The organism is Cronbergia sp. UHCC 0137 (genome assembly GCF_034932285.1).
Lineage (GTDB): Bacteria > Cyanobacteriota > Cyanobacteriia > Cyanobacteriales > Nostocaceae > Cronbergia.
In genome coordinates, this window is the sequence record NZ_JAYGHC010000004.1 from 15,999 (window position 1) to 42,929 (window position 26,931).

Annotated in this window: 22 protein-coding genes; 17 read left to right on the top strand and 5 right to left on the bottom strand. The window is 37.6% G+C overall.

All coding sequences use genetic code 11. From position 1 onward, the window contains the following. Window positions 1–162 precede the first annotated feature (162 nt). From VB711_RS02495 to VB711_RS02565, 15 genes are all read left to right on the top strand, one after another. Window positions 163–1,263 (top strand): glycosyltransferase, encoded by a 1,101-nt coding sequence (locus VB711_RS02495; protein WP_323284104.1) that lies wholly within the window; start codon window positions 163–165, stop codon window positions 1,261–1,263. Window positions 1,264–1,329: 66 nt separating this feature from the next. After that, window positions 1,330–3,567, top strand: coding sequence for a polysaccharide biosynthesis tyrosine autokinase (locus tag VB711_RS02500; RefSeq protein WP_323284105.1), 2,238 nt, complete (start codon window positions 1,330–1,332; stop codon window positions 3,565–3,567). 188 nt (window positions 3,568–3,755) lie between these two features. Continuing rightward, window positions 3,756–4,757 (top strand): glycosyltransferase family 2 protein, encoded by a 1,002-nt coding sequence (locus VB711_RS02505; protein WP_323284106.1) that lies wholly within the window; start codon window positions 3,756–3,758, stop codon window positions 4,755–4,757. Window positions 4,758–5,787: 1,030 nt separating this feature from the next. Further along, window positions 5,788–6,456, top strand: coding sequence for a heterocyst development glycosyltransferase HepC (gene hepC, locus VB711_RS02510; RefSeq protein WP_323284107.1), 669 nt, complete (start codon window positions 5,788–5,790; stop codon window positions 6,454–6,456). 293 nt (window positions 6,457–6,749) lie between these two features. Continuing rightward, a complete protein-coding gene (hepA, locus tag VB711_RS02515) occupies window positions 6,750–8,600 on the top strand; it encodes a heterocyst formation ABC transporter subunit HepA (RefSeq protein ID WP_323284108.1) in 1,851 nt (616 codons plus the stop codon). Between the two features lie 75 nt (window positions 8,601–8,675). Continuing rightward, window positions 8,676–9,533, top strand: coding sequence for a hypothetical protein (locus VB711_RS02520; RefSeq protein ID WP_323284109.1), 858 nt, complete (start codon window positions 8,676–8,678; stop codon window positions 9,531–9,533). Between the two features lie 61 nt (window positions 9,534–9,594). Beyond that, complete coding sequence (locus tag VB711_RS02525) at window positions 9,595–10,725, top strand: glycosyltransferase family 4 protein (RefSeq protein ID WP_323284110.1); 1,131 nt, start codon at window positions 9,595–9,597, stop codon at window positions 10,723–10,725. Between the two features lie 179 nt (window positions 10,726–10,904). Then, the gene (locus VB711_RS02530; protein WP_323284111.1) at window positions 10,905–11,891 is read left to right on the top strand and encodes a glycosyltransferase family 2 protein; all 987 of its coding nucleotides are present in this window, start codon (window positions 10,905–10,907) and stop codon (window positions 11,889–11,891) included. 339 nt (window positions 11,892–12,230) lie between these two features. Continuing rightward, window positions 12,231–13,421: a glycosyltransferase family 4 protein gene (locus VB711_RS02535; protein WP_323284112.1), complete on the top strand. Its 1,191-nt coding sequence runs from the start codon at window positions 12,231–12,233 to the stop codon at window positions 13,419–13,421. Beyond that, window positions 13,351–14,277 (top strand): glycosyltransferase family 2 protein, encoded by a 927-nt coding sequence (locus tag VB711_RS02540; protein WP_323284113.1) that lies wholly within the window; start codon window positions 13,351–13,353, stop codon window positions 14,275–14,277. The genes VB711_RS02535 and VB711_RS02540 overlap by 71 nt, the downstream gene beginning before the upstream one ends. 245 nt (window positions 14,278–14,522) lie before the next feature. After that, entirely contained in the window at window positions 14,523–15,950 is a 1,428-nt protein-coding gene (locus tag VB711_RS02545; RefSeq protein WP_323284114.1) for an O-antigen ligase domain-containing protein, read from the top strand. A gap of 3 nt (window positions 15,951–15,953) precedes the next feature. Beyond that, entirely contained in the window at window positions 15,954–16,832 is an 879-nt protein-coding gene (locus VB711_RS02550) for an aspartoacylase (protein ID WP_323284115.1), read from the top strand. Between the two features lie 284 nt (window positions 16,833–17,116). After that, a complete protein-coding gene (gene queC, locus VB711_RS02555) occupies window positions 17,117–17,809 on the top strand; it encodes a 7-cyano-7-deazaguanine synthase QueC (RefSeq protein WP_323284116.1) in 693 nt (230 codons plus the stop codon). A 102-nt stretch (window positions 17,810–17,911) separates the two neighbouring features. Next, a complete protein-coding gene (gene pabB / locus VB711_RS02560; RefSeq protein ID WP_323284118.1) occupies window positions 17,912–20,029 on the top strand; it encodes an aminodeoxychorismate synthase component I in 2,118 nt (705 codons plus the stop codon). Between the two features lie 165 nt (window positions 20,030–20,194). Then, a complete protein-coding gene (locus VB711_RS02565; RefSeq protein ID WP_323284120.1) occupies window positions 20,195–21,559 on the top strand; it encodes an aldehyde dehydrogenase in 1,365 nt (454 codons plus the stop codon). A 314-nt stretch (window positions 21,560–21,873) separates the two neighbouring features. On the opposite strand, the gene VB711_RS02570 is transcribed toward VB711_RS02565, so the two are convergent. The 4 genes from VB711_RS02570 to VB711_RS02585 all read right to left on the bottom strand — a co-directional run bounded on the left by VB711_RS02570 (window position 21,874) and on the right by VB711_RS02585 (window position 23,526). Then, a complete protein-coding gene (locus tag VB711_RS02570) occupies window positions 21,874–22,197 on the bottom strand; it encodes a Txe/YoeB family addiction module toxin (RefSeq protein WP_079290402.1) in 324 nt (107 codons plus the stop codon). After that, entirely contained in the window at window positions 22,190–22,471 is a 282-nt protein-coding gene (locus VB711_RS02575) for a type II toxin-antitoxin system Phd/YefM family antitoxin (RefSeq protein ID WP_040553935.1), read from the bottom strand. Before VB711_RS02575 ends, VB711_RS02570 begins: the two co-directional genes overlap by 8 nt. A 207-nt stretch (window positions 22,472–22,678) precedes the next feature. Continuing rightward, window positions 22,679–22,849 (bottom strand): 50S ribosomal protein L32, encoded by a 171-nt coding sequence (gene rpmF / locus VB711_RS02580; RefSeq protein WP_323284123.1) that lies wholly within the window; start codon window positions 22,847–22,849, stop codon window positions 22,679–22,681. A gap of 74 nt (window positions 22,850–22,923) precedes the next feature. Further along, window positions 22,924–23,526: a hypothetical protein gene (locus VB711_RS02585; protein WP_323284124.1), complete on the bottom strand. Its 603-nt coding sequence runs from the start codon at window positions 23,524–23,526 to the stop codon at window positions 22,924–22,926. A gap of 176 nt (window positions 23,527–23,702) precedes the next feature. Between VB711_RS02585 and VB711_RS02590 the strand changes: the two genes are divergently transcribed. After that, on the top strand, window positions 23,703–25,535 hold the full coding sequence (locus tag VB711_RS02590; RefSeq protein WP_323284126.1) for a caspase family protein: 1,833 nt from the start codon (window positions 23,703–23,705) through the stop codon (window positions 25,533–25,535). Window positions 25,536–25,601: 66 nt separating this feature from the next. Here VB711_RS02590 and VB711_RS02595 read toward each other — a convergent pair whose 3' ends face one another. Further along, entirely contained in the window at window positions 25,602–25,979 is a 378-nt protein-coding gene (locus VB711_RS02595) for a Mo-dependent nitrogenase C-terminal domain-containing protein (protein ID WP_323284128.1), read from the bottom strand. Window positions 25,980–26,464: 485 nt separating this feature from the next. Between VB711_RS02595 and VB711_RS02600 the strand changes: the two genes are divergently transcribed. Further along, window positions 26,465–26,923 (top strand): CBS domain-containing protein, encoded by a 459-nt coding sequence (locus tag VB711_RS02600; protein ID WP_323284129.1) that lies wholly within the window; start codon window positions 26,465–26,467, stop codon window positions 26,921–26,923. The last annotated feature ends 8 nt before the right edge of the window (window positions 26,924–26,931 follow it).

Sequence of the window (26,931 nt, forward strand, 5' to 3'; positions counted from 1 at the left end):
TGACTACACAAACAAAGTCCACCTGCGTGGACTAAGAAACTATTTATTTTCTTCAACCCACGGAGGTGGGTTTCGCCTGTGTAGACGCGGTTTCTAACCGCCCTTTCTAACCGCCCTTTCCAACTACCATTTGAATCTTTGTTAAACCTATAAGGTAAAACTATGAAAATAGCTCTCGTCCATGATTACTTAACACAACGCGGCGGGGCAGAGCGTGTATTTGAACTACTATGTAAACGCTATCCCCAAGCCGATATTTTTACCTCCTTGTATAACCCAGAAAAAACAATTGATTTAGGTGAAAGAATTATCAACACCACCTTTTTACAAAAAATTCCCGGTGCAGCCAAATATTTTCGCCTACTCGCTCCCCTATACTTTCCTGCCTTTCGATCATTGAATTTACAAGACTACGATTTAATTATTAGTAGCAGCACAAGCTTCGCCAAAGCAGTACAAAAAAATCCCCAAGCACTTCACATTTGCTTCTGTCATAACGTCACCCGTTTTTTATGGGATACCCAAACTTACTTACGAGAATATGGAGATTATCGCTATTTTGCACCCTTGATTGAAAAGATATTTCAATTAATGAGAAATGTAGACCTGAAATATTCTCAAGAACCAGACCTTTATATTGCTAATTCTACCGTTGTCGCCAGACGAATACAGAAAATTTATCACAAACAAGCCATTGTCGTTAACTATCCCATTGATACCAGTAATTTTAACTTTTCTGATCAAAAAGATGAATACTACTTGGCATCAGCCCGCATGATAAGTTATAAACGTCTTGATGTCATAGTTGAAGCTTTCAACTGGTTAGGGTGGCATTTATTAATATCAGGTGACGGACCAGAACAAGCACGGTTGAAATCTAAAGCATTAAGCAATATTGAGTTCGTAGGTCATGTTAGTGACGCAAGACGGAAAGACTTATTTGCTCAAGCCAAGTCGATTATTGTTGCTGCTTTAGAAGACTATGGATTAGTACCAGTAGAAGCAAATGCTAGTGGAACACCAGTTATTGCCTATGGAGCAGGTGGAGTATTAGATACTCAAATACCTGGCAAAACTGGAGTTTTCTTTAAAAGACAATCACCCGAATCTTTACAAGTAGCATTACTAGAGGCTAGAGGAATATCTTGGAATTACGAAAACATCCGTAATCATGCAGTCAATAATTTCTCAGAGCAAGCATTCTTTAGTAAAGTCGAACAAATCATTGAGCAAACTTGTGGCGTGCGTCAATCATTTATTTGATTTATTAGCTTTATCTTTAAACAGGAACAAGCTAAACATAACATCTGACAAAGAAGGATAAAAAACATGGTTCAAACAAGTCTAAACCCCCATATCAATCCAGCCTCAGTAGCCGACGCAGAACCGGGTTACGGACAAATATTTACCGTGTTTGTCCGCAGATTTCCCTGGATTTTAGTAGTATTTATGAGTTCTACCGCTCTAGCCGGTCTGATAACTATTAGAACCAATCCTACTTTTAAAAGCTCAATGCAGCTATTAGTAGAACCTAATTACCAAGGTAAAAAAGAAGTCGGTAATGAAACAGGAAATCAGTTTACTGATGCCAATGTACAGATAGATACTGCTACTCAACTCAACTTGATGCAGAGTTCTGGATTAATTAAACAAGCAGTTGATAAACTTAAAGCTGAATATCCAGATATTACCGTAACTGAAATCAAAAAATCCTTGATTTTAGATCAGTTAAAGACTAAAGAAGATAATCTTGCGACTAAAATCTTTCAAGTCGATTATACTGATAAAGACCCAGATAAAACACAAAAAGTCCTGGCAGCCATTCGGCAAGTTTATGTTAAATATAACAAAGAACAACAAAATGCTCGATTGCAGAAAGGTCTGCAAGTTATTAGAGAACAACTAAGAAAAGCCAGTGATGAAGTAAATAATTCTGAAGCTAATCTGCAACGTTTTCGTAAAAGCCAAAATCTTATTGATCCAGAGTTACAAGCTAAAGCCGTCGAGACAGCATTACATTCTATCCAAGAAGACCGACAAGCAACTCGTTCTCAATATCAAGAAGCCTTAGCAAAACAAAAAACTCTGCAAGAACAGCTAAACCGTTCTCCTCAAAATGCTTTGGTTTCTTCTCGTCTGAGTCAATCCCTTCGCTACCAAGGTTTACTCAACGAAATTCAAAAAACAGAACTTTCTTTAGCACAGGAACAGTTGCGTTTTACTGATGATACTCCCAGTGTACAGAAGCTCAAAGAACAACTTGAAAGCCAAAAAGAACTACTACAAAAAGAAGTTAGTAGAACTTTAGGTGGACAATCTAAAGCTGCTTTAAGTGCTGGAGAAACCTTGCTAGAACAAGGACAATTAGGTGAAATTGATCTCGACCTGACTGAAAAGTTAGTAGAAACTCAAACTACAATAGTTGCCTTAACTGCACGTGACCAAACATTAGTACAAAAAGAAGCTGAACTCCAGGCAGAACTAAAACGGTTTCCCTCTCTTTTAGCTTTTTACAATCGCTTAATTCCACAGTTACAATTTAGTCGTGAAAGATTGGAAGAACTGCTAAAGGCAGAGCAGCAATTACGGCAAGAACTTTCTAAAGGTGGCTTTAACTGGGAAATAGTAGAAGAACCACAACAGGGGATTATGATTAGTCCTAACCTCAAGCAGAACCTGTTATTAGGTGCCGTGGTAGGGTTAATTTTAGGAGGTATTGCAGCTTATATTCGTGAAGCTTCTGATGATTCTGTACATACTACTGCTGAATTAGAGAAACAGTTTTCTCTGCCATTATTAGGAACAACTCCTAAGTTACCGCCGGCAAAATCTAGAGAATCAATGATTAAGTTACCTTTTGGTAAACCAGAAGTTCTCGCTCCCTGGACAATTCAGGTACTACAATCTCCACCACGTTGGGAATCGTTGGATCTGATTTATAAAAATATTGAATTGCTGAATAATGGATCTGATTTAAAATCGTTGATGGTGACATCAGCTTTGGCAGATGATAGTAAGTCTGCTTTCTCTTTGGGTTTAGCTATGAGTGCAGCACGGTTACATAAAAAAGTGTTGTTAATTGATGCCAATTTACGCGATCCTAGTCTGCATAAACAACTTAATCTCCCTAATGAACAAGGGCTTTCTACGCTGTTAGCCAATGATGTTAGTTTACCCAATCAGGTAGGAGTTCAATACTCTGGTTCGTCATATATTGATATTTTGACTGCCGGACCCATACCTGTTGATCCAGCTAATTTGTTGAGTTCTCCACGGATGATCCAATTAATGGCAGGATTTGAAGAAAACTATGATTTGGTAATCATAGATGCTCCAGCAGTTCTCGGTTTAGTAGATGCAATGCTCACGGCTTCATCTTGTCGCAGTGTGGTGATGGTGGCCAGCATTGGTAGGGTGACGCGAACTCAATTAACTCAAGCTACAGCTATGTTGAGCAAGTTGAATTTAATTGGTGTGGTGGCTAACGGAGTTTCTAATTCTGATAGTACCTATGTGCCTTATGTCAAGCAAAAACAATTGGTGTTGCAACAGGCTTTAGAAAAATAGTTGTTTATGTCCTGATTTAATATTAGACCTCTTGCAGAAGTATTTTGTAGAGGTCTGATTTCTACTTTAATGTTGGCGTAAAAAGGTTAGGTTGTCCCAATTTAAAGATAGCACGATGGGAATTAATAAAAAGTTCGCCATGGCTATCTTGATCATTTTTAATTACCTACAAGAGATGGATGGAAAGTATGAGACAGAACAATGAATATCTACAACCTTTAGTCAGTGTAATTATCCCAACATATAATAGATTACATTATCTACCGGAGGCGATCGCTAGTGCAGTTCAACAAACCTATCAAAATATTGAGATTATTGTTTGTGATAACTGTAGTGAAATCAGTCCTCAAGCCATCATAGATACTTTTCAAGATCCACGAATCCGCTTGTGGCGTAATGACCAAAATATCGGCATGGTAGCTAATATTAAAAATGGATTTAATATGGCAAAAGGAAAATATGTTGCCAGTTTACATGACGATGATATGTGGGAGAAGGACTATTTAGCAAAGCTTGTTACCGTTCTAGAAGATAATCCTGATTTAGCTTTAGCTTTTTGTGATTATCACATAATTGATGCTGATAATAAAATAGATTATACCCTCACAGAAGAAGTTTCACTGGAGCGAAACCGGACTAATTTAAAAGCCGGAATATATAGACCTTTTTATGATTTGGCAATCAATATGTCTATAGGTAGTGCTAATGCTGCGGTGATTCGTAAGGATATTGTGGATTGGCAAGCAATTCCCCTTGAAGTGGGTGGTTGCTACGATTTATATATCAATTATCTTTGTTCCTGTTCTGGTCTTGGTGCTTACTATTCTCCAGAAAGATTGACTAGATATCGCATACATCAGCAAAGTGAAACATTGACTGATAATCCACAAGTTAATATTGGCAAAGCCAGAAATCATATATTTTGCTATGAGCAATTTATTGAAGATACTAGGCTAGAGCAATTACAGCCATATTTTCGGCGGAGATTGATAGAATCTACTTATGTTTTAGGGGTAAATTTATTGGTAATGGGAGAATTAAAAGCAGCACGCACTTGTTTTAAGTACATAATTAAGAGAAAAAAGTTCAGCAAAAAAGCTATGACAGGGCTGTTTTTAACTTTTTCTCCATCTCTGGTTGCTCTCCGTTCTCGATTACCCCAGAAATATTTTTCTCAACAACCAATATAGGTTTTAGTTCAGGTAAGTAGGACGAAACAAATAAGGCTAACTATCTAATTAACAAAACTCCTGAGTAAAGTTTAATAGCATAGTTATAAATTTCTCCACTTACCTACTAACTTAAATTGCTATTTATTAACTTTTCGGATATTTTGTGGTCTGTAGGGTGTGGTTCGGCAAGCTCACCAACCACGTCAGACAAAATAACTTAGGCTCAAATCAATAATTGTCAGTTTCTGACGCGCCTTATTTCACTAAAAAAGCAACTTACTAGGACTTACGCACTATACAATTAGTGCGGTGCGTCAGATAGAGAAAATCTGTTAGATGCTCAATTATCGGGTCTGACGCACCCTACAAGAGATAAAATCCATAACCTTTATGTAATAGATTCTGTCAATGCGTAACTCTTACTTACATTACTAATAAACTTTGTAGAGATTAAATATCACAAGTCTCCACAAATTAAAAAAATTATATTATCCAATTTTAAGAAAAATGTATCGGCTTTTACAGCTTATTTTTTTAGTTAAATAGCACTGGTATATCAATACAATTCATAGGAACTTAATAAAATCTTGGCTATAATTCACTTTAGTTAAAGAGTGAATAAAGAATCTATAAAAGTAATAGCTATTTCTCGATATTCTTATATTCTATAAAAAGAGGACTTAATTCAGAAGTATATAGCAGTTGTCAGTGAGATGAAAACATATATAGTTTTCATTCCATAAGGCATACCCCGAACTGCTGTGATCTACAGGTTGAAAACGACCTTAACTTTTAATAAAAATACCAAGTGTTATCACTACCTACTCATCTTAATTGGTATTTACTTCAATCTTTATTGTTACTATTTTCACATCTTGACACCTTCATAATTCTACAAGATGGATATTGGCTAGTAACAAAATTCACTTGTTTTCACAATTAGTCCTCTTCAATTATTTAGAGTAGCAACGAGACTTAGATCACATTTCTGGCGTTAATTTCTTGTGTATTAAGTCAGTAATTAATTAGTGTAGACATTTAAAGAGATATGACAGCTTCAATCATTTCCAGCGTAGAAAATAACTATACTGTATCACAGCAGTATCAAACTTCTCCATCTCAATATTGTGTACTTCATTGGCGCATGGGTCAACTATTAGTAATGTCACCAGGAAAGTTAAACCCGCCATATTTACCTGCCTTGGATAATGAATTATTGCTGATAGAATGTTTGAAATCTTCTCCGGTAAATTTGGTAAAAATAGATTCTCAATTAGGTGCAGTTTGGCTAAAATTTTGGGCAGAAGCTTGTTATAAAGCTAATAAACCCTTATTTATTTCCAGCGAATTTAGAAATAAATTGCCGAAAAAAAAGCATCAAATACTACGAATTACAAAACGCCTAATTGACTTTTGTTTAGCATTAGTATTGCTGGTATTTTTAAGTCCACTAATACTAATATTAATGGTGCTAATCCAAGGTTATTCTCCAGGAGAGTGCTTTTCGTATCAGTGGTGTATTGGAGAACGAGGCGAAGTTTTTCGTGCTATTAGTTTTTCCACAATAAGTCAGGGGAATATCACATTTATGGGTTTATTAATGCAGAAATTCGGTTTAGATCATTTACCTAAATTGTTAAATGTACTCAAAGGAGAAATGAGTTTAATTAGCTATCGCTATTCTGGTTTACAAGATATTGTAAAAGTGACTTCATAACTTCTTTTATGTTGAGAAAAATGTCGGTTGAGTTAGGACTAACTTAGGTAATTGCGAAAATGAACAAAATTTCCAAACTGTTGGCTTTCTTAGCTCAACTTACATAAATTTCTCGAAGAAAGGCAGAGATGAAATCAGATTATAAGCTAGAAAAAATGATTGCTATATAATTCCTGATTAACAAATTGTAGAAAGAATTTATTTGTATAGTGAAGTAATTCAAACAAGCTATTTGCTTGCATCCACTAGAGCATAAAATGTTTACACCAACCAATTATTATTAACCAAAACTGATGAATTTAAGATTTTTGGACTCATTACTGATTTTTTTGAAAGCTAGTAGATTCTGGGAGGATAATCATTTAATTTTGCAAGAATTTAAACATTTTCGCAAAATTACTATTTTAGCTTTCATATTTGCTCTGTTTGCTGCAACATTTGAAGGTGTTAGTATTGGATTTCTACTATCTTTTTTACAAAATTTAACTAACCCTAATTCTCCACCAATTCAAGTTGGTGTAGGTTGGTTTGATCACTGGATTTTGGGAGTTCATACATCAGCAATTAGTCGTTTATATCGGGTTTCTCTGCTGATATTATTAAGTACCTGGATGCGAGCGCTCTTTAACTATCTTGCCCAAATATACACAGAATTAGTACAGTTATATCTGGCTGATAGGTTAAGAAAACAAATTTTTGAGCAGTTACAATCCTTATCACTTAGTTACTTTACTAATACTCGTTCCGGTGAATTAATAAACACGGCTACTATAGAAATTGAAAAGATTACCCAGGGTTTTAGAGGGGTGGCTTTTTTGTTTACTAGAGTATTAACGGTTATTGTTTATTTCGGAACAATGCTGTTACTCTCCTGGCAATTAACAATAATTTCTATTTTGTTATTTACGCTTTTAGCTGTTGGGTTATCTACTTTAAATGCTAAAACCAGAGAAACAAGTTTTGGGGTTTCTACAGCTAATAGTAATTTTACATCAACGGCTTTAGAGTTTATTAATGGTATTCGGACAATTCACGCTTTTGGGACTCAAAAATTAGAGCGCGATCGCTATTATAAAGCCAGTAATCAAGTAGTTACTACTTCTACTAAAGTTGTTTACATTTGGAATTTAGTCAGACCAATTTCTGAAAGTGCGGCTACTACTGTACTGGTCGGGATGATTATTTTAGCTTTTACGAAGTTTGTAGTTAATGGCCAGTTAGAAGTTAGTTCGTTGTTAACATTCTTCTTTGTGCTGTTTCGCCTTGTTCCTATCCTTCAAGATATTAATGGTACAAGGGCATTTCTTAGCACTCTCCAAGGTTCAACTGACAGTATTAAAAACTTATTACAATCGGAGGACAAGCCCTATTTCCGAAATGGTAATGTTGTGTTCAAGGAGTTAAAAAGGTCAATTGATTTAGTATCTGTAGATTTTAGTTATGGTGCTAATCAAAAAGTATTAAATAATATTACTCTGACGATTGAACGAGGCAAAACAATAGCATTGGTTGGTGCTTCTGGTGCCGGTAAAACTACATTAGCTGACTTAATTCCCCGGTTTTATGATGCTACAGATGGTCATATTTACATTGATGAAATTGAGATTAAACGGCTTGACATTAATTCACTTCGACGGAAAATAGCAGTTGTTAGTCAGGATACGTTTATTTTCAATACTTCTGTTGCAAATAATATTAGTTATGGAACACCAAAAGCGACAGATGCAGAAATCAAAGAAGCAGCTAGATTAGCAAATGCTTTAGAATTTATTCTGGAAATGCCAGAAGGATTTGAGACAAATTTAGGAGATAGGGGTGTACGATTGTCTGGAGGACAAAGACAACGACTGGCGATCGCGCGGGCTTTGTTACGCAATCCAGAAATTTTGATTTTAGATGAAGCTACAAGTGCTTTAGATTCTGTATCTGAGCGGTTAATTCAAGACTCATTAGAGAAGCTAACTGTGGGACGTACCGTAATAGCGATCGCTCACCGTCTTTCTACTATTGCTAAAGCTGATAAAGTTGTAGTTCTCGAACAAGGACGCATCGTAGAACAAGGTGGTTATCAAGAACTATTGGAACTAAAAGGTAAGCTTTGGCAATATCATCAAATGCAGTATGAACTAGGTCAAGTTCCATAACTTTTAGGGGTGTAAACCCCTAACCCTAACATCATATTCAAATCAAGTGTTATTTCTATTTTATTGGAGAAATCAATGGTAAATATAGGCTATCATTCTGCAAAAATGCAAGCGCAAATTTATCGTTTTGTCTACACGAAAGCAATCAATAATATTGTCAGATTTCCACTAAATCAACATCAGAAAGTTAACATAAATATCTATTCTTTCTCTTGTCAACGAGATTTAGCTATCCAAGTAGCCAATATTCGCTCATTTATTCGTCATGTTGGCATTCCTAACAAATTTACTGTGATTTCTGATGGTAGTTATTTACCAAATGCCAGTAAAATTTTGTGTCAAATCGATCCCTGTGTAGATGTTATTGAATGGAAAAATTTAGTTGTGGGTGACATCCCTAAACCTATTTCAAACTATATATTCAACCATCCTAACCGAGCGATCATGGCGTTTTGGAGAAGATTGGCTGTCTTAACTTCAATTGCGATCGAACAACCGACAATTTACACCGATTCTGATATTCTTTTCTTTCCGGGTGCTAAAGAAATTATAGATTTATGCGAATCTAATGATAGCTTACCTTGGTATTTACCTGATTGTTTACCTTCACTAGATGAACGAATAATATTAGATGAAAATGAAAAATTAAACCCAGTCAATGCCGGGTTTTTCTTGCTAAAGCAGCAAATAAATTGGGAGAAAGCTTTAGACCGTGTTACTCAATTAATAGACTCTCCAATGTATTTTACTGAACAAACTGTAGTCCATTTGGCTATGCACAACAACCAAGCAAAACCACTAAATAAAGAGAAATTCATTTTAAGTAATGATGACCAATTCAACTATTTAGACAATTTTGATCACAACAAAATTGCTTTGAGACACTATGTCAATGATGTCCGACATAAATTTTGGTTGAATTTAATAAATTAATTGCCGTGCTGAAAAATATTACCGGAAAAACTGAATTTATCTAGTAGCGAGGAAATTTAAGATGATACTTACATCAGTTGCTGAAAAAATGATATATCACTGCTCTGTTGCTGATATTAGGGGTGGTGGAGGTCTAGAAACCTATATAGCTTCTTTAGTCAATTCCCAGACTCCTAATGTTAGCGATCGCTCTTTAAAATCTCTCAAAAATCTAGATCAAAGTCAGTGTAAATTACTGCATCTTCATGATCTAGAAATGGTGGCACAACTGCGGGGAGAATGTCCAGTAGTATTGACACTCCATAATCATAGTAGTTACTGTCCTAGTGGGACAAAATATTTAGAAGAACAGGGTAGAGAATGCCATCGTAATATGCACCCTCTCGGATGTGCATGGGGACATTTAGTAGATGGTTGTGGTAGTCGCAGACCTCAAAAGATTTTAGCGAATTGGTTAGGAACCGAAAGTTTTATTACCAATCTCAAAAAACTTAATATCCCTATTATTGCTAATAGTGATTATGTCAAAAAGCAAATTATTAGTAATGGTATATCACCCGATAGAGTCACAACTCTCCTCTGTGCTGTACAATCACCTAAATATCCTATTCCACCTTTAAATCAAGAAACCCATCAAAATCAACGCATTTTATTTGTCGGTCGGATTGTTCCCTATAAAGGAGTTGAATGGTTAATTAGAGCTTTAGCAATAACTGATCCCCGCATTCATCTTGATATTGCCGGTGACGGTTGGGGTAAACCCGAATTAGAAAAATTAGCTGATAAAATGGGTTTGCGCGATCGCATTACTTGGCATGGTTGGTGTAATAGTGACAAGTTAGAAACTCTTTACCAACAATGTTTAGCTGTAGTTTTTCCTAGTCTTTGGCCTGAACCTGCTGGTTTAGTTACCCTCGAAGCGTATGCTAGAAATCGTCCAATTATTGCCAGTGCGATCGGTGGTATTCCTGAATATGTCAAAAATGGTAAAACAGGGATTCTTGTACCAACTAATCATATTCAATCTTTAGCAGATGCCATTCATGAACTGACAGTAAACTATGACAAAGCTCGACTAATGGGTGAACAAGGTTTCCATTGGTTTCAACAAGAATTTACCCTAGATACTCATATTCAAAGACTAGAAAAAATTTATGAGAAAATTATTGCTGATTTTCAAAGGAATTTGTAACCCAATATTATTTGGAATAGTGCTATTTAGAGACATTGTAGGTTGGGTTGACGTAAGGAAACCCAACATTTTCGGGATTTTCTTGGGTTACGCTATTGCTTAACCCAACCTACTATTTTCGTAACTGACTCCTGCTATAACAGTTTTGTTCTAAAATTAACCAATTACTAATTTTGATTATGTCTTTTTTAACTCAATTATCAAATCCTCTGGTTAGTGTAATTATCCCAACTTATAATCGACCAGATTATCTCAAACAAGCAATTGATAGCGCAATTAAGCAAACATACCGAAATATTGAAATTATTGTTTCTGATAATTGTAGTCCTGAAAGTCCTCAAATCCTAATTGAATCTTTTAGTGATTCACGCATTAAATTTTGGCGACATAATCAAAATATCGGAATGTTGGCTAACCAAATGAATGCCTTTAAAATGGCAAAGGGTAAATATGTGGCTAGTCTTCATGATGATGATATGTGGAATGAAGATTTTTTAGCTAAACTTGTTCCACCTTTAGAAGAAAATCCTGATTTAATTTTAGCTTTTTGTGATCAATATATTATTGATGCTCAAAGTAATATTAATCAAATTGGCACTGAAATTAATACGCGCAGTTATAAACGCGATCTACTTACACCCGGAATCCACAAATCTTTTATTAACATTGGTCTAATTGATAAAAGCATACCTACTGCTGCTGGTTGTGTAATTCGCAATGGTTTGATTGATTGGGATTCAATCCCCTCAGAAGTTGGTGGATTGTGGGATTTATATTTAACTTATCTGTGTTGTGTATCGGGATATGGTATTTACTATCTTCCTGAAAAATTATCACTTTATCGAGAACATCAACAAACTGAAACTATGCTCAGTGGTAGACGGAACATCCAAGCCAAAATTAGTAAAGCTAAAAGCGAAATATTCTGTTATCAAAAATTTACTGAAGATATACGTCTTCAAGAAATACATCCCCATTTTAGACAGCAATGGTCAGAATCTCACACAACTTTAGGAATTGGCTTAATGTTAGATCAGCAAACAAATATAGCACGTTCTTACTTTTGGCAAGCCTTGAACAAACAAAAATTCAACTTGCGAACATTAACAGCACTGATACTCAGCTTTATTCCTAGTAAATTAACTAATAAATTACTTGGTGTTTAAGTAGGAAGGTACAAATAAACTAAGTTGCTTTTTTAGATGAATTAAGGTGCGTCAGAAACTTAAAATTACTGATTTTAGCCTAAATTATTCTGTCTGACGTGGTTGATGAGTTTGCCGAACCACACCCTACAGACTTCTTCCTTGTTCCTTCTTTCTTCTTTCTTCTTCCTTCGCGTCCTTAGCGTTCTTTGCGGTTCATTTAATCCATATTCTCTTAGTGAGAAGGGAGTAAAAAAATAAAAATCTTGTAAAGAGAAATTATTATTTTCAAGAAATCATGGAAAAAACAACAACTTTAATTTATATTTGTGAGCAAGTTAGAGAAGATAGAGGTGATAAATGAGACTTTGTATTATAACCCACAGAATTAAAAAAGGTGATGGTCAAGGACGGGTTAACTATGAAGTTGTGAAAGAAGCAATTCGTCGCGGTTATCATCTCACCTTATTGTGTAGTGAAATAGCACCAGAAATAGAAGAAAATCCATCTGTAAATTCCGTCGTAATTCCAGTAGAAGACTATCCTAGCGAATTTATCCGCAATTTAATATTTGCTATTAAAAGCGCCCATTGGTTACATCAAAATCGCTCTAATCTTGATGTAATTCAAGTCAATGGGGCAATTACAATGGGTGTTACTGATGTCAATGCTGTGCATTTTGTTCATAGTTCTTGGTGGCGATCGCCCGTTCATATTTCCCGCATCCGTCGAGATTGGTATGGTTTATATCATTGGTTATACACAGCTATTAATTCCTATTGGGAAAAACAAGCTTTCCGCACCACAAAAGCCATCATTGCCGTATCAGAAAACGTAGCTCAAGAATTAGTCAGCATTGGTATACCCCGCTCACAAATTCGCGTCATTGTCAATGGTGTAGACTTAGAAGAATTTCATCCCGGTGTCAGTTCTCGTCAACAATTAGGTTTACCAGAAAATGTCAACTTGGCATTATTTGCCGGAGATATCAGAATTACCCGCAAAAACTTAGATACCGTACTTCGTGCCTTAGTTCACGTCCCCGACTTGCATTTAGCCGTTGTGGGAGAAATCAAAGGTAGCCCTTATCCCCAAATGGCCGCAGATTTGAACCTCAGTGAGCGAGTACACTTTTTGGGTTATCGTCGGGATATGCCCCAAATTCAACAAGCATCAGATTTCTTTGTTTTTCCATCCCGTTATGAACCTTTTGGATTAGTAGTAATTGAAGCGATGGCTTCTGGTTTGCCAGTCATTACTGCAAAAACCACCGGTGCGGCTGATCTTGTCACCCCCGACTGCGGCATCGTTTTACCCGACTGTGATGATGTTAATGCCTTAGCTTCGGCACTCAAGTTACTCAATAGCGATCGCTCTCTTTGTCAAAAAATGGGTAAAGTCGCTCGCACTGTAGCTGAAAACCATAGCTGGACTACCATGGCACAAACCTATCTCGATCTGTTTGAGGAGTTAATCAATCATGAGAAACACTGTTCTCATCCCCACCTATCGTCGTCCTCAAGACCTCTCACGCTGCCTTTTGGCACTTAAAGCCCAAATTAAACCTGTTGATCAATTAATCCTGGTTGTTCGCGATACAGACACAGAAACACAGCAATTTCTTGATCAACTCCATCCCCATCAATTACCATTACAAATCCTCACTGTCACCCAGCCAGGAGTAGTCGCCGCCCTCAACACCGGACTTGCAGCCGTAGAAGGTGACATCCTTTCCATTACCGATGATGATGCAGCCCCCCACCCAGATTGGTTAGCTAAAATCAACGCTCATTTTCAAAGCGATAGTTGCATTGGTGGCGTTGGTGGTCGTGATTGGGTACATCAAGGCAATGAATTAGTCAACGATTCTCGTTTAGTAGTTGGTAAATTACAATGGTTTGGCCGAGTTATTGGCAATCATCACTTAGGAATCGGAGAACCCCGTGAAGTTGACGTACTCAAAGGCGTAAATATGAGTTTTCGTCGCACAGCGATCGGGCAATTACAATTTGATCAAAGAATGCGAGGCACAGGCGCGCAAGTACATTTTGAAATGTCCTTCACTCTCACACTCCAACGCGCCGGTTGGAAAATGATTTACGACCCCAACATCGCTGTAGATCACTATCCAGCCCAACGTTTTGACGAAGATCAGCGCCGCAATTTTAATCAAACTGCCTTAATTAACTTAGTTCATAACGAAACCCTAATTTTACTAGAACATTTATCACCTTTACGCCGCATTATTTATCTAATTTGGGCAGTCCTAATTGGTACAAGAGAAAGTTTAGGTTTAGTCCAATGGTTGAGATTATTACCAAACCAAGGTCAATTAGCAACCAAAAAACTTTGGGCATCTTGGCTTGGACGTTGGCAAGGATATTACAGCAGTTTTAGTAATGGATAATTATACTAACACGGCTTAATCCTTTGATTCTGTGGGTAGGGGTTTAGCATTGCTAAACCCCTACAAAACTGGGGTTTTCATAATTTTGTAAAAGTCCATGTCCCAACGGTTTTTAGTATACCAATCACCCAAGTTGCTAGTAATCTGTCAAGAACTAATCTGTATTCTGTTTTAATCCTGCAAATCTTTTAATCCTGGACATCCTGATTCAGACATTTTTCTTCATTCTGTCACCTTTTTCCACCATGATTTCCAAACAAATACTATTTAATAGTTTTTTACAAAAAGAATTTTCTCCTGAACAACGAGCAGCAGAAGCTTGGATAGTTATCTCTGGTTTTCTATTACTCACTGCAACTTGCTACTTTAGTGGTGCTGCCAGTTTATTACGCTTGGTTTTTCCTGCCACCTCCTTAATAGTAGCCATATTTTTATACTTGCGTCACCCCATCCTTTACATCGGCTTTACCTGGTGGATATGGTTTCTTACTCCATTATTGGCTCGTTTAGTTGATTATCGAGTTGGTTGGGATCCCACCCGACAGATCCTCCTAGCACCTTATTTAGTGGTGTTTGTCACTCTAGCTACCCTTTTTAAACATCTTCCCACTGCCATAAAACAAGGGGGAACGCCTTTCATTTTGGGTTGTATTGGAGTCTTATATGGTTGTTTACTCGGATTAATTTATAATCAACCAATCTCAGTAATTCGTGGCTTTTTAGATTGGCTCAGTCCTATTATTTTCGCCTTTCATTTATTTATGAATTGGCGCGATTATCCTAATTACCGTCAAAATATTCAACGTGTATTCTTATTAGGTGTGTTAGTCATGGGAGCTTACGGAATTTATCAATTTGTCGTAGCTCCAGAATGGGATCGATACTGGTTAATGGAATCAGAAATGTTTACCAGTGCAGGTAATCCCCTACCTTTTGAAATGCGCGTGTGGAGTACCATGCACTCACCTGGACCCTTTGGTACGGTCATGCAAGCAGGTTTGTTATTACTATTTACCAGTACAGGAGCTTTAATTTTCCCAGCTTCAGCCGTTGGTTATTTATCGTTTTTATTAGCACAAGTTCGCAGTAATTGGGGCGGCTGGCTATTAGGAATGATGATGATCTTTGGCTCAGTTAAACCCAAAATTCAAATTCGCTTACTCACCATTATTTTAGTCATGTCTCTGTGTGTTTTACCATTGGTAAATATTGAGCCAATTTCTGATGTAGTAACAACTCGTTTTGAAACTTTTACTAATTTAGAAAAAGATACTAGCTATAGAGATAGATCAGCAAACTATAGCCGCAACTTCACTTTAGCTCTTTCTACACCTTTAGGTAATGGTTTAGGAAATGTTTGGAAAGTCGATGAAAAAACTGGACGAATTGAAGTTTTTGTGCTGGATAGTGGAATTTTAGATATATTTTTCACTTTGGGCTGGTTTGGTGCTATCCCTTATGTAGGGGGATTAATTTTAATGATGATCAGTGTGAGCAAGTATACGGAAAGCCGTTTTGATAGTTTTGTTAGTGCTGCCCGTGCCATTGGCATTAGTTGTTTTTTCCAGTTGATTATCAGTAGTGGAATGCTGAGTATTGCTGGTATGGTAATGTGGGGATTTTTAGCTATGGCTATGGCAGCACATAAGTATTATCGACATCAAGGAATTTAATTTATGAATTTAATTAACCGAGTTGCAATTGTAGGAGGAAGTCACGGTAATGAGTTAACGGGAGTATATTTAGTTAAAAAATTTCAGCATTATCCAAATTTAATTAATAGGCCAAGTTTTCAGAGTTTAGCATTACTTGGTAATTTGAGAGCGATCGCTGAACGCAAACGATATACTGAAAAAGATTTAAACCGTTGCTTTCATACCCAGGGTTTACAAGATCCCACTCTTTCCACCTACGAAGAATTAAGAGCGAAGGAAATTCACCAAATACTCCTACCACCAAATCAACCCAGTGTCGATGCCATTATTGACATCCACAGCACAACTACCAAAATGGGGTTAACTATTATCTTGGGTAATATGCACCCTTTTTTACTACAATTAGCCGCTTATTTAAGTTCAATTAATCCTTTAGTAAAAATTTGTAGTCATCACCAACCCAAAAACAGTGGTTTTCTTCGTTCCCTCTGCGATTTGGGTTTTGCTATTGAAGTTGGTGCAGTAGCTCAAGGTGTTTTAGATGCGGAATTATTTCAACAAACAGAGCAACTTATTCATCAAATTTTAGATTATTTTGAAGCCAAAATTCAAGGTAAAACCCTAAATATCACCAACACGCTCACATTTTATGAATCTTTTGGTATGATTGATTACCCCAGAGGTGATAATGGAGAAATTGAAGCAATGATTCATCCCCAACTTCAGTTTAAAGACTATGAACCTCTGCATCCAGGTGATCCGATGTTTTTGACCTTTACCGGCAAAGATATTTTTTATGCAGGAGAAACCACCGTTTACCCCATTTTCATCAACGAAGCAGCTTATTATGAAAAGGGAATTGCAATGCACCTCACCCAAAAGCAATTGATTCAACTTTGATCAAACTTGGTGTATACTCAAGACTGTTAAAAAATTAATTTTTTCAAAAATCCGTAAGGGGCTTCCAAATAAAAAACACTCAACCACCTAACGCAAAAAATCTCTCAAACCCTCATTCCTCTGTGTCCTCTGCGCCTCTGCGGTTAGTTAATCCGGATCATTTATTTTTGTAAATCCCTAATTGTTTGATTTTGTAGAGGCTTAGATCAAGTCAGGTGCGTCAGATTCAAATTATTCTGTCTGATATAACCTACAGACTACAAAATATATGAGGAAATATAAAGATGACGGAAAAAAAAGCATTAATTGTGTTGTCTGGTGGACAGGACTCAACCACCTGTGCAGCTATGGCTTGTCAAGCATTCGATCAAGTTTATGCGGTTACGTTTAATTATCAACAAAGACATTCTATTGAATTAGAAAGTGCGATCGCTATTTCCCAAGCCCTGGGAATTACCAGCCATGAAATCATCGACTTGGGTCCCGTTCTTAAAGGTACAAGTCCATTGGTCAGCGACAATCCTGTGGGAGAATACAATTCAGCCCAGGAATTACCCACAGGCGTAGAACCTACTTTTATACCTGGTCGAAACATTCTATTTTTAACTATAGCATCAAATCGAGCCGCTTGTTTAAATATTAATGATATCTTTATCGGAGTCTGTCAAGCCGATTTTGCCGGTTATTGGGATTGTCGTCAGAGTTTTATTAATGCTATGTCAGTGGCTTTGAGCGAAGGTATATATGGCAATCAGAATGCTTTTAAGATTCACACACCATTGATGGATTTAACCAAGGCTGAATCAGTAAAACTGGCTATTGATGTTTTGGGCGATCGCTTTGAGTCGATCATGGAATTAACTCATACCTGTTATGCTGGAGTTAAAGGCGGTTGTGGCAAATGTCATGCTTGTATTTTGCGCGATCGGGGTTTTGCAGAAGCTGGAATAACTGATCCTATTTGGAAATTTAGGTAAAAGGTAGAAGCAATAAATTTCTGAGGATTTTTTATCTATTGATAATTGCCTAAAACCTCTTGTTAAAGGACAATCATTATAAACCTGAAACCTCAAGGGAGTATGCAAACATTAATCATAGATAATTATGACTCTTATACCTTTAATTTGTACCAAATGATCGCCGAGGTGAACAGGGAACTGCCCTTGGTAATTCGTAATGATCAGCTTAACTGGGATGAAATTAAAGAAATTTCATTTGATAATATAGTCATTTCTCCAGGTCCCGGTCGTCCAGAAAAGCCAGCAGATTTTGGAGTCTGTAAACAAATAATTGAAAACGCAGATGTGCCGTTACTGGGAGTTTGTCTGGGACATCAAGGACTTGGCTACCTACATGGGGGCAAAGTGATTCATGCACCAGAAGTCCGACATGGTAGATTAAGTAAAATAATTCATAATGGTTCGGAATTGTTCCAAGGCATTCCCAGACAGTTTTCAGTTGTGCGTTATCACTCCTGGTTAATCGCAGATCAACTACCTGAATGTTTAGAAAAAATTGCTTGGACTCAAGCAGGATTGGTGATGGGATTGCGTCATCGGTATCTACCTTTTTGGGGTGTGCAGTTTCACCCAGAATCTATCTGTACAGAATATGGGCAAAGATTATTAGAAAACTTTAGAGATATAACCCTGCAATTTCCGAAAAAATCATCAAGAAGTTCAAAAATTGTTTCTCCCAGTATAGATCAACCCAACCAAAAACAATCTCAGCAGTTTGAATTGTTGACACGCAAATTAGATATTTGCCCAAATACAGAACAAATATTTGTACAGCTATTTGAGGATGCACCGAACGCTTTTTGGTTAGACAGTAGCCGTGTAGAACCCGGTTTATCTCGCTTCTCGTTTATGGGTGACGGAAGTGGAGAAAACAGTATCTTGGTACGCTACCATACCCAAAACCAAGAACTAATCATCACACAATCAGATACATTGACCCGTCGCAACGAAAGTATTTTTGACTATCTAAAGCAAGAAATAGATGATCGACGTTGCCAATCTGATCAATTACCTTTTGATTTTAACTGTGGATTTATTGGCTATTTTGGCTATGAACTCAAGGCAGATTGCGGATCGCAATTAGGACATTCTTCTAATTTACCTGATGCAATTTTTTTATTTGCCGATCGCCTGATTGCCATCGATCATCAAGAACAGTGTCTTTATTTGCTGCAATTAGTTAAAAAAGGACAAACACAACAGGTAGAAACTTGGTTTGATATTATTCAACAACAACTCGAAACTTTAGCTCCTCTTTCTTCCCTTGTACCCCAGAAAAACCCAAAGCCAGTTAAATTCCGTTTGAGTCGCACTTACCAAAATTATATCCAAAATATTCACCAATGCTTAGACGAAATTCATGCAGGGGAAACTTATCAAGTTTGTCTCACAAATCAGCTTTACACCGATGCGACACCTGACCCATTGACATTCTATCGCGCATTACGTCAAGTCAATCCTGCCCCATACTCTGCATTTTTGCGCTTTGGTGAAATAGCGATCGCTTGTTCATCTCCAGAACGATTTCTCAAAATTGATCGCCAAAAATGGGTAGAAACTAAACCAATAAAAGGAACAGTACCGCGAGGAAAAAACCCCCAAAAAGATTTTATCCTGCGGGAACAGTTACGCAACAGTGAAAAAGACCGGGCTGAAAATCTGATGATTGTGGATTTGTTACGCAATGATTTGGGACGAGTTTGTGAAGTTGGAACTGTCCACGTACCCAAATTAATGGATGTGGAAACATACTCAACATTACATCAGTTAGTCACAACTGTACGGGGTCGGTTGCGATCGCACCTACAAGCGGTAGATTGCATTCAGGCTTCATTTCCAGGGGGATCCATGACCGGCGCACCCAAAGTCCGCACTATGCAAATTATAGATCGTCTCGAACAAGAAGCGCGGGGAGTATATTCAGGAGCGATCGGTTTTTTGGGTTTGAATGGTTCAGCCGATTTAAATATTGTGATTCGGACTGCTGTTTTAACTCCTGATCAAACCTCCATTGGTATCGGTGGCGGAATTGTAGCCCTTTCTGACCCTGAAATAGAGTTTCAGGAAACTTTACTCAAGGGGAAAGCTTTAATTCAAGCTATGATAATGACAATACATGGAACTACAAAATTTTCGGATGATGTAATTATAAACCATCAGAAAAGTTTAATTTCATAAGACTTCCTGCAAAAGTCGTGATTTTCAAATTCTTCTTTGCGTCTTTGCGCCTCTGCGTGAGCTTTTCAAGAATATTCTTGGCAACACCAAAGTATATTATGCAAGAGGTCTATAGAAGATTCGATCCTTAAATTCTATTGCTTCTACCAAAAAATACCTGAAATTATGAATTTTACCATATCTCAACAGCGTGTTTATTTTTCCACCGGAGAAACCAAAGATATTAACTTTCGACAACAACAACTCATCATCCTCAAAAAATTAGTTATTGATTATGAAATAGAAATTGTCAAAGCATTACAATCGGACTTACATAAACCAGAATTTGAAGCGGTGGCATCAGAAATTATCCTGACTATCAAGGAAATTGAACTAGCAATCAAAAGCCTAAAAACCTGGACTAAACCACACAAAGCCCCAGTTCCTTGGCAATTATTACCAGCTTCAGCCAGAATTGAACCAGAACCTCTAGGAGTAGTTTTAATTATTGGTGCTTGGAACTATCCATTTCAGTTAGTAATTTTACCATTAATTGGGGCGATCGCTGCTGGAAATTGTGCCGTTATTAAACCTTCAGAAATCGCTGTTCATACGTCTAAGTTATTAGGTGAAATTATCCCTAAATATTTTGATCCAGCCTATATTTCTGTTGTAGAAGGTGGCATAGAAACAACTCAACAACTACTTACAGAAAAATTTGATCATATATTTTTCACAGGGAGTCTTCATGTAGGTAAAATAGTCCTGGCTGCTGCTGCTAAACACCTCACACCTGTTACTCTAGAATTAGGTGGAAAAAGTCCCTGTATTGTCGATACAGATATCCATGTAGAACACACTGCTAGAAGGATTATTTGGGGAAAATTCATGAATGCGGGACAGACTTGTATTGCTCCCGACTATATTTTAGTTAATCAAAAAATCAAAGCACAATTATTAGTTAATTTAGAAAAATGTTTAAATGAATTTTATGGGAAAGACCCCCAAAGCAGCAAAGACTATGCGAGAATCATCAATCGCAAAAACTTTGATAGATTAGTAAATCTGCTCAACAATACACAAATCATGATTGGTGGTGAAACTAATGCTGATCACCTTTATATTTCCCCAACGTTAATCAATAATGTTGTTTTTACAGATTCCATCATGGAAGAAGAGATTTTTGGACCGATTTTACCAATAATTGAATATACAGACATTAGAGAAGCTATAGATTGGATTAACTCTCAACCAAAACCCTTAGCTTTATACTTATTTTCTCAAAATAAAAACCTGCAACAACACGTTTTACAAACAACCTCATCTGGTGCAGTTTGTCTAAATGAAACAGTTCTCCATTCTTCTATTTCATCTTTACCATTTGGTGGTGTAGGAAATAGCGGTATTGGTAGCTATCATGGAAAAGCCAGTTTTGACACCTTTTCCCATTACAAAAGTATTCTACAAAACCCTTTTTGGTTAGATATAAAATTACGCTATCCACCATACCAGGGTAAATTATCTGTATTCAAGCAACTATTTAAATTTTAGATAGTGATATGGTTAGGAATATTGGTATCAACTGAAGTTAAAAATAGCTCATCTGTTGGCTTCTACACCCGTCAAGGAATAAATAGGGTTTGCTGAATAAACCAAAAACCTAGATATATCAACAATTTCAGGCTGAAAAAAGTAGGAGAAGGTGCAAGAAATAAGCGATGAATCATCAAAAACCGTTCATTTACCCAGATTTGAGAATATTCTGATCTCCTTCTAATTCTTCCTCCTGACTCCTGACTCCTGACTTCTGACTCCTAGCCCTAACGGAAAGACTTTTTCAGCAAGCCCTAAATAGATTTACGATTTTAATCTGATTCATAATGATAACGAGCTTGTAAAAAATAAACTTTATTTTGTGTTACTTTATAAACCAAACGATGTTCTAAATCAATGCGTCGTGACCAAGTATCAGGAGCAATATATTTAAGAGGTTCAGGTTTACCTAAGCCTGTAAACGGTTGACCATCAAGAATATCCGCTACTAAATCTAATATCTTATCCCCTTTTTTTCTATCATGATTATACCACCAAGCCAAATCTGCTTTAAAATCAGGACTGAAAACCGGAAAATACCCAGATAATTCTTTTTCTTCATTATGAGTATCCGGCTTTTTTTTCTTACTACTCAATTCCTAACTCCTCTTTTAATTCAGCCAATGTTTGAGGAGTTTCCATTGCTGTTTGTGTCCATTCTAAAGCTCGAAATAAACGTTTAGCATTTTCAGGTGATCTTAATAAATAAACACACTCTAATAAACTGGAAAGTTCATCTTCTGCAATTAACGCGACATTTTTCTCATTACGACGTTTAATGACTACAATTTCCCGTTGATCACACACCTGATCTAAGATAGTTGCTAAATTCAACCTTGCTTGAGAGTAAGTGGTTTCTTTGTTTAACATTCTCTTTTTTAAATAAGTTGTACAACTATATTGTACAATATTCACGGTGAAAAGGAAGTGCTGATTAAAAATCGGACTACAGAGCGATCGCTATATAATTTAGCTGGATTCTATAGCCTAAAATAAATTTAACTTTTATTGGGTGGGCATCCCTGCCCGCCCTCATATTCAAATTAGGTGGGTTTTAGCTTATTTGTGAGGGAGATATTATTCTTCTTCCTCTTCCTCAGCCTTGGGATAAACGAATGTAGAACGTCCTGTCAAAATTGATTTACCGAGGGAGAGAGCTTTTTGAGCTTCTACTACAGCTTTATGTGTCCAGGTAGCGCGGCGTTTATCTCGTTTGGATTTAGATGTTTTCTTCTTTGGAACAGCCATGATAGCTTATATTGCGATTCTTGACAACCTTCCTATTCTAAGCGATCATTTGTCATCTTGAGAAGAAAAATAATCTAGTCTCTAACGGGTTGTTCTAACTGTTCTTGTAAGCGTTGCAAATCTTTAAGAACGCTAGAAGGATCGCTGGAAGGAGCAGAAATGGAATTTAGCAGATCCTCAACTGTGTTTGGTAATGTATTTGTGGGTGTTGTAGTTGGGGTGGCCGCATTGGTGGTTGATGGTTGTTGGTCAAATAATAGGAGCGATCGCGCAGTTTTAAAATAAATCACCCAACGTTGAGGATCAGGGCGACTTTTCCACTGGGGACGACTCACCTCTAAAGACAAAACAGGGGCGATCGCTCCATAATTTTGGGCAGAAACAATAATAGAAACCTCTGTCACCAATATATCTTGGTCAAAACTCCTTTGAGTTGCTGCTCTAGCTACCGCTTCAGCACGTCGTAGCATAGTTTCATAATTTTCATTGGGAATCCGATCAATCGTCAAGTCCACTCTAGCTGTATAGGCTTGAACAATTTGGGGGGCGATCGCTTCTGTAGTCAACCACAGAGGCATAGCTAATAACAGCCACAATTGCCACCGATTGATCTTGATCTGGCGGATAATCGAAGAAAAGTGCATAATTGATAATCCTTGTTTGTAAATCCTGTCCATAATTCTCTAGCTCCTCTCAATCCTGCGAGTAACTTAAAAAAATATTAACGTAATAAAAACTACAGTTTTTGTGATCAAGGCTGGAATATCACCTAGACTATAAAACATAGGTTAGCTTTGTTGATTTAGCAAGGCCAACTGTAATAGTAAGCAAACAATAAAAGACAAATAGCGGGATGGGAAATTACTGGGCGATCGCTATTGGCATCAATCAATATCAATTATTTCAACCCCTAAGTTGCGCTCAAACAGATGCTGAAGCGTTAAAAGATTTTTTAGTCACAGAAGCCGGTTTTGCCTCCGAAAACTGTCTGCTGATGACCAACACCACACCGCCAATTGGCGATAGATCATCCTATCCCAGCAAGGAAAATATCCTTTTAGTGCTGGAAGAATTAGCAGCAACATCTTGGCAGCCAGAAGACAATCTCTGGTTCTTTTTCAGTGGTTATGGCGTTAATCACCAGAACAAAGACTATTTAATGCCCATAGAAGGCAACCCTGAACAGGTTTGTGAAACAGGGATAGAAGTGCGATCGCTGATGCAAAGTCTACAAGTGACAGGACTCAATGTATTACTGATCTTTGACATCAACCGCGCTTTTGGCACTCAAGCAGATGCCCCCGTGGGTGAAGAAATCATCGAACTTGCTCAAGAATTGCAAATGGCCGCCATTCTTTCTTGCCAACCAGAGGAATTTTCCCACGAAAGTAGCGAAATCGGTTATGGATTCTTTACCGCCGCTTTATTAGAAGCTTTGCGTTCTGGTAACGGTAATAACTTAGCCAATTTAGAAACCTATCTCAGTTCCCTGACTCCAAAGTTATGTCAACATCATTGGCGACCAATCCAAAACCCTGTCATCGTGATTCCATCGGTACAACAAGCCATTTTACCCGGAGATCACAACTTAGAACCAGAAGCCGTCATTTTTCCTGAAGACAGCTTTGCCATTAGTCGTTCGGCTGCACCTTTCCCAACTACTTCTTCCCAACCGCAAACCACAGACCAAGACTGGTGGAGTCAAGGGGGAACAGTAGAAACCCGTCTCAACCCCTCTCGATCTGCTAAGGGTGACAAGTCCGCCAATAACGGCAAATCTGTTTCTCATGTCTTGGCAACTTCTCCAGAACTAAACACAGGGAACAGATTTATTCCCTCTGCGGCTAAACTTCATGTTTCTGAATCCCATCAAGACAAGATTCCCGTCTGGAAACAATTTATATTGTGGGGTGGTGGCAGCATGATCGTAGTTGGTTTAGTTGCCACATTCCTTTTGCGTAATCAAGCAATTTTCCGGTTTAAAGAATTACCAACCAACAGCACCAACAACAGTACGAGCGATCGCCCAATTGCCAAGCCCATACCAGCTTTACCAGCGATCGCCAACCCACCCTCTAATCCAACTAACCAAGCATTGGCAGAATTAAAGAAAATGTCTCTGCAACCCACACAGGCTAGTGATTTGAGTACAGCGATCGCTAAAGTCAGCAAAATTAAACCCAACGAACCACTTTATTCACAAGCTCAAGAAAATATTCAGATTTGGAGTCAAATGATTTTAGATTTAGCCGGGGATCGGGCTAAAAAACGACAATACCCAAGTGCGATCGCTGCTGCTGAATTAATTAACCAAAATTCAACCCTTTATCCCCAATCTCAAACCGCAATTAAACAATGGCGAATAGAAGCTAAACAATATTTAACTAACAAAACTGTTGTAGAAGCAGCCAGTTCTTTGATCCAAACAGGACAGGCATCAACCTACAATCGAGCTATTGAAGTCGCTAAAAAAGTATCACCCGGAGAACCAGGATCAGATATTGCCCAGAAATCTATTAATCAATGGAGTGAAAAGATTTTCGATTTGGCCAAAAAACGCGCCGCCCAAGGAAAACTCACAGATGCCATTGCCACCGCTTCTTTAGTTCCAGAAGCAACAGCCGCTTACCAAGACGCTCAAGATGCTATTAAAAAATGGCAAGTTAGTAAAACAAGTAACAGGTGACAGTTAAGGAGTAGAGACGTTCCATGGAACGTCTCTACATGGGTAGGGATTCCCTGCTCCCACTTATTAACAATACTGTCCAATATCTTCGCCGCATTCATCAGCTAGGTAACACATTGCTCGAAAACGTAAGCTTACCAATTCTTCGTATAAGGGATTAAGTTTACACATTGGGGGAATGTGAAACAGCTTTTTACCAAATACTATGACATCACGCTCAAACGGACACTGAGCGGGAATTAGTTTACATAAACGGTGAGCTAATTGGCGATCGCTCAATTGGATACTATCTAACCAACGCCGCAAAGGTTTAAAAACATCAAAATTAGAGTAAGAATGAGAATGGTGTAACTGGGTTACATCAGCTTCATGTATCTCTTCTTGATTGAGCGATACCCAGCTTGCTAAAAAAATCTTTTTGGTAGTACTACTAAACACCTTCATGGCTAATCCTCTTTCTTAACGAGGGTATTCACCTAACTGATGAATATATACAATTTGACAACAACCTTTCCCGGAGTAATATTGCTCTGATAGTCAGAACACCTGTGTTACTATGTCAAGTTAATCGCATTTTTATCGGAATTGGTGATGTAGTCTTCAAATCTTGTCCGTAACTTGACACAGTTTAAATTCTAGTGAAGTCATCTACCTTCCGGCAGTTTTTAGGATAACATTCACAAACCTTAATATAGCTAAATATTATCAAGAGTTTCAATAAGCATAAATACTCGTAATGTTAAATTTTAACCAGTGATTGTGGATAAGGCAGGAGGCAGCACTTCGGCTACGCTCAGTGACCGGGGGCAGGGGAGGCAGGAGGGAATAAATTCCTTGGTGGGTTTCCGGTAATAACCGAATTTCAAGCTGATCAGCCATAGTTTTCTATAATAATTAAAAAGGCTTTAATAAAAGGTGCTAGTAAAAAAATGTCTAAAACTGTGGCCGATGTGATGACCAATAACCCCGTGGTTGTCCGTCCTAATACTCCCCTGAAAGAAGCAATTCAAATTCTGGCAGAACGACGTATCAGTGGTTTACCTGTAGTGGATGATCAAGGTAAATTGGTGGGGATTATATCAGAAACTGACTTAATGTGGCAAGAAACTGGCGTAACTCCACCAGCGTATATCATGTTTTTAGATAGTGTGATTTATTTACAAAATCCTGCCACCTATGACCGGGATTTACACAAAGCTTTAGGGCAAACCGTGGGAGAAGTCATGAGTAAAAATCCTGTGACTATTTCTCCTGATAAAACTTTAAAAGCCGCAGCGACAGTAATGCACGATCGCAGCGTTCACCGCTTACCAGTGCTTGATACTACAGGACAAGTTATTGGCATCCTTACCCGTGGTGATGTAATTCGCTCAATGGCAGCAGATTAGAGGCAGGG

Excerpts from the sequence above, each read along its gene's own strand:
- VB711_RS02495 (WP_323284104.1), top strand. The coding sequence starts at position 163 with ATGAAAATAGCTCTCGTCCATGATTACTTAACACAACGCGGCGGGGCA.
- VB711_RS02500 (WP_323284105.1), top strand. The coding sequence starts at position 1,330 with ATGGTTCAAACAAGTCTAAACCCCCATATCAATCCAGCCTCAGTAGCC.
- VB711_RS02505 (WP_323284106.1), top strand. The coding sequence starts at position 3,756 with ATGAGACAGAACAATGAATATCTACAACCTTTAGTCAGTGTAATTATC.
- hepC (WP_323284107.1), top strand. The coding sequence starts at position 5,788 with ATGACAGCTTCAATCATTTCCAGCGTAGAAAATAACTATACTGTATCA.
- hepA (WP_323284108.1), top strand. The coding sequence starts at position 6,750 with ATGAATTTAAGATTTTTGGACTCATTACTGATTTTTTTGAAAGCTAGT.
- VB711_RS02520 (WP_323284109.1), top strand. The coding sequence starts at position 8,676 with ATGGTAAATATAGGCTATCATTCTGCAAAAATGCAAGCGCAAATTTAT.
- VB711_RS02525 (WP_323284110.1), top strand. The coding sequence starts at position 9,595 with ATGATACTTACATCAGTTGCTGAAAAAATGATATATCACTGCTCTGTT.
- VB711_RS02530 (WP_323284111.1), top strand. The coding sequence starts at position 10,905 with ATGTCTTTTTTAACTCAATTATCAAATCCTCTGGTTAGTGTAATTATC.
- VB711_RS02535 (WP_323284112.1), top strand. The coding sequence starts at position 12,231 with ATGAGACTTTGTATTATAACCCACAGAATTAAAAAAGGTGATGGTCAA.
- VB711_RS02540 (WP_323284113.1), top strand. The coding sequence starts at position 13,351 with ATGAGAAACACTGTTCTCATCCCCACCTATCGTCGTCCTCAAGACCTC.
- VB711_RS02545 (WP_323284114.1), top strand. The coding sequence starts at position 14,523 with ATGATTTCCAAACAAATACTATTTAATAGTTTTTTACAAAAAGAATTT.
- VB711_RS02550 (WP_323284115.1), top strand. The coding sequence starts at position 15,954 with ATGAATTTAATTAACCGAGTTGCAATTGTAGGAGGAAGTCACGGTAAT.
- queC (WP_323284116.1), top strand. The coding sequence starts at position 17,117 with ATGACGGAAAAAAAAGCATTAATTGTGTTGTCTGGTGGACAGGACTCA.
- pabB (WP_323284118.1), top strand. The coding sequence starts at position 17,912 with ATGCAAACATTAATCATAGATAATTATGACTCTTATACCTTTAATTTG.
- VB711_RS02565 (WP_323284120.1), top strand. The coding sequence starts at position 20,195 with ATGAATTTTACCATATCTCAACAGCGTGTTTATTTTTCCACCGGAGAA.
- VB711_RS02575 (WP_040553935.1), bottom strand. The coding sequence starts at position 22,471 with ATGTTAAACAAAGAAACCACTTACTCTCAAGCAAGGTTGAATTTAGCA.
- rpmF (WP_323284123.1), bottom strand. The coding sequence starts at position 22,849 with ATGGCTGTTCCAAAGAAGAAAACATCTAAATCCAAACGAGATAAACGC.
- VB711_RS02585 (WP_323284124.1), bottom strand. The coding sequence starts at position 23,526 with ATGGACAGGATTTACAAACAAGGATTATCAATTATGCACTTTTCTTCG.
- VB711_RS02590 (WP_323284126.1), top strand. The coding sequence starts at position 23,703 with ATGGGAAATTACTGGGCGATCGCTATTGGCATCAATCAATATCAATTA.
- VB711_RS02595 (WP_323284128.1), bottom strand. The coding sequence starts at position 25,979 with ATGAAGGTGTTTAGTAGTACTACCAAAAAGATTTTTTTAGCAAGCTGG.
- VB711_RS02600 (WP_323284129.1), top strand. The coding sequence starts at position 26,465 with ATGTCTAAAACTGTGGCCGATGTGATGACCAATAACCCCGTGGTTGTC.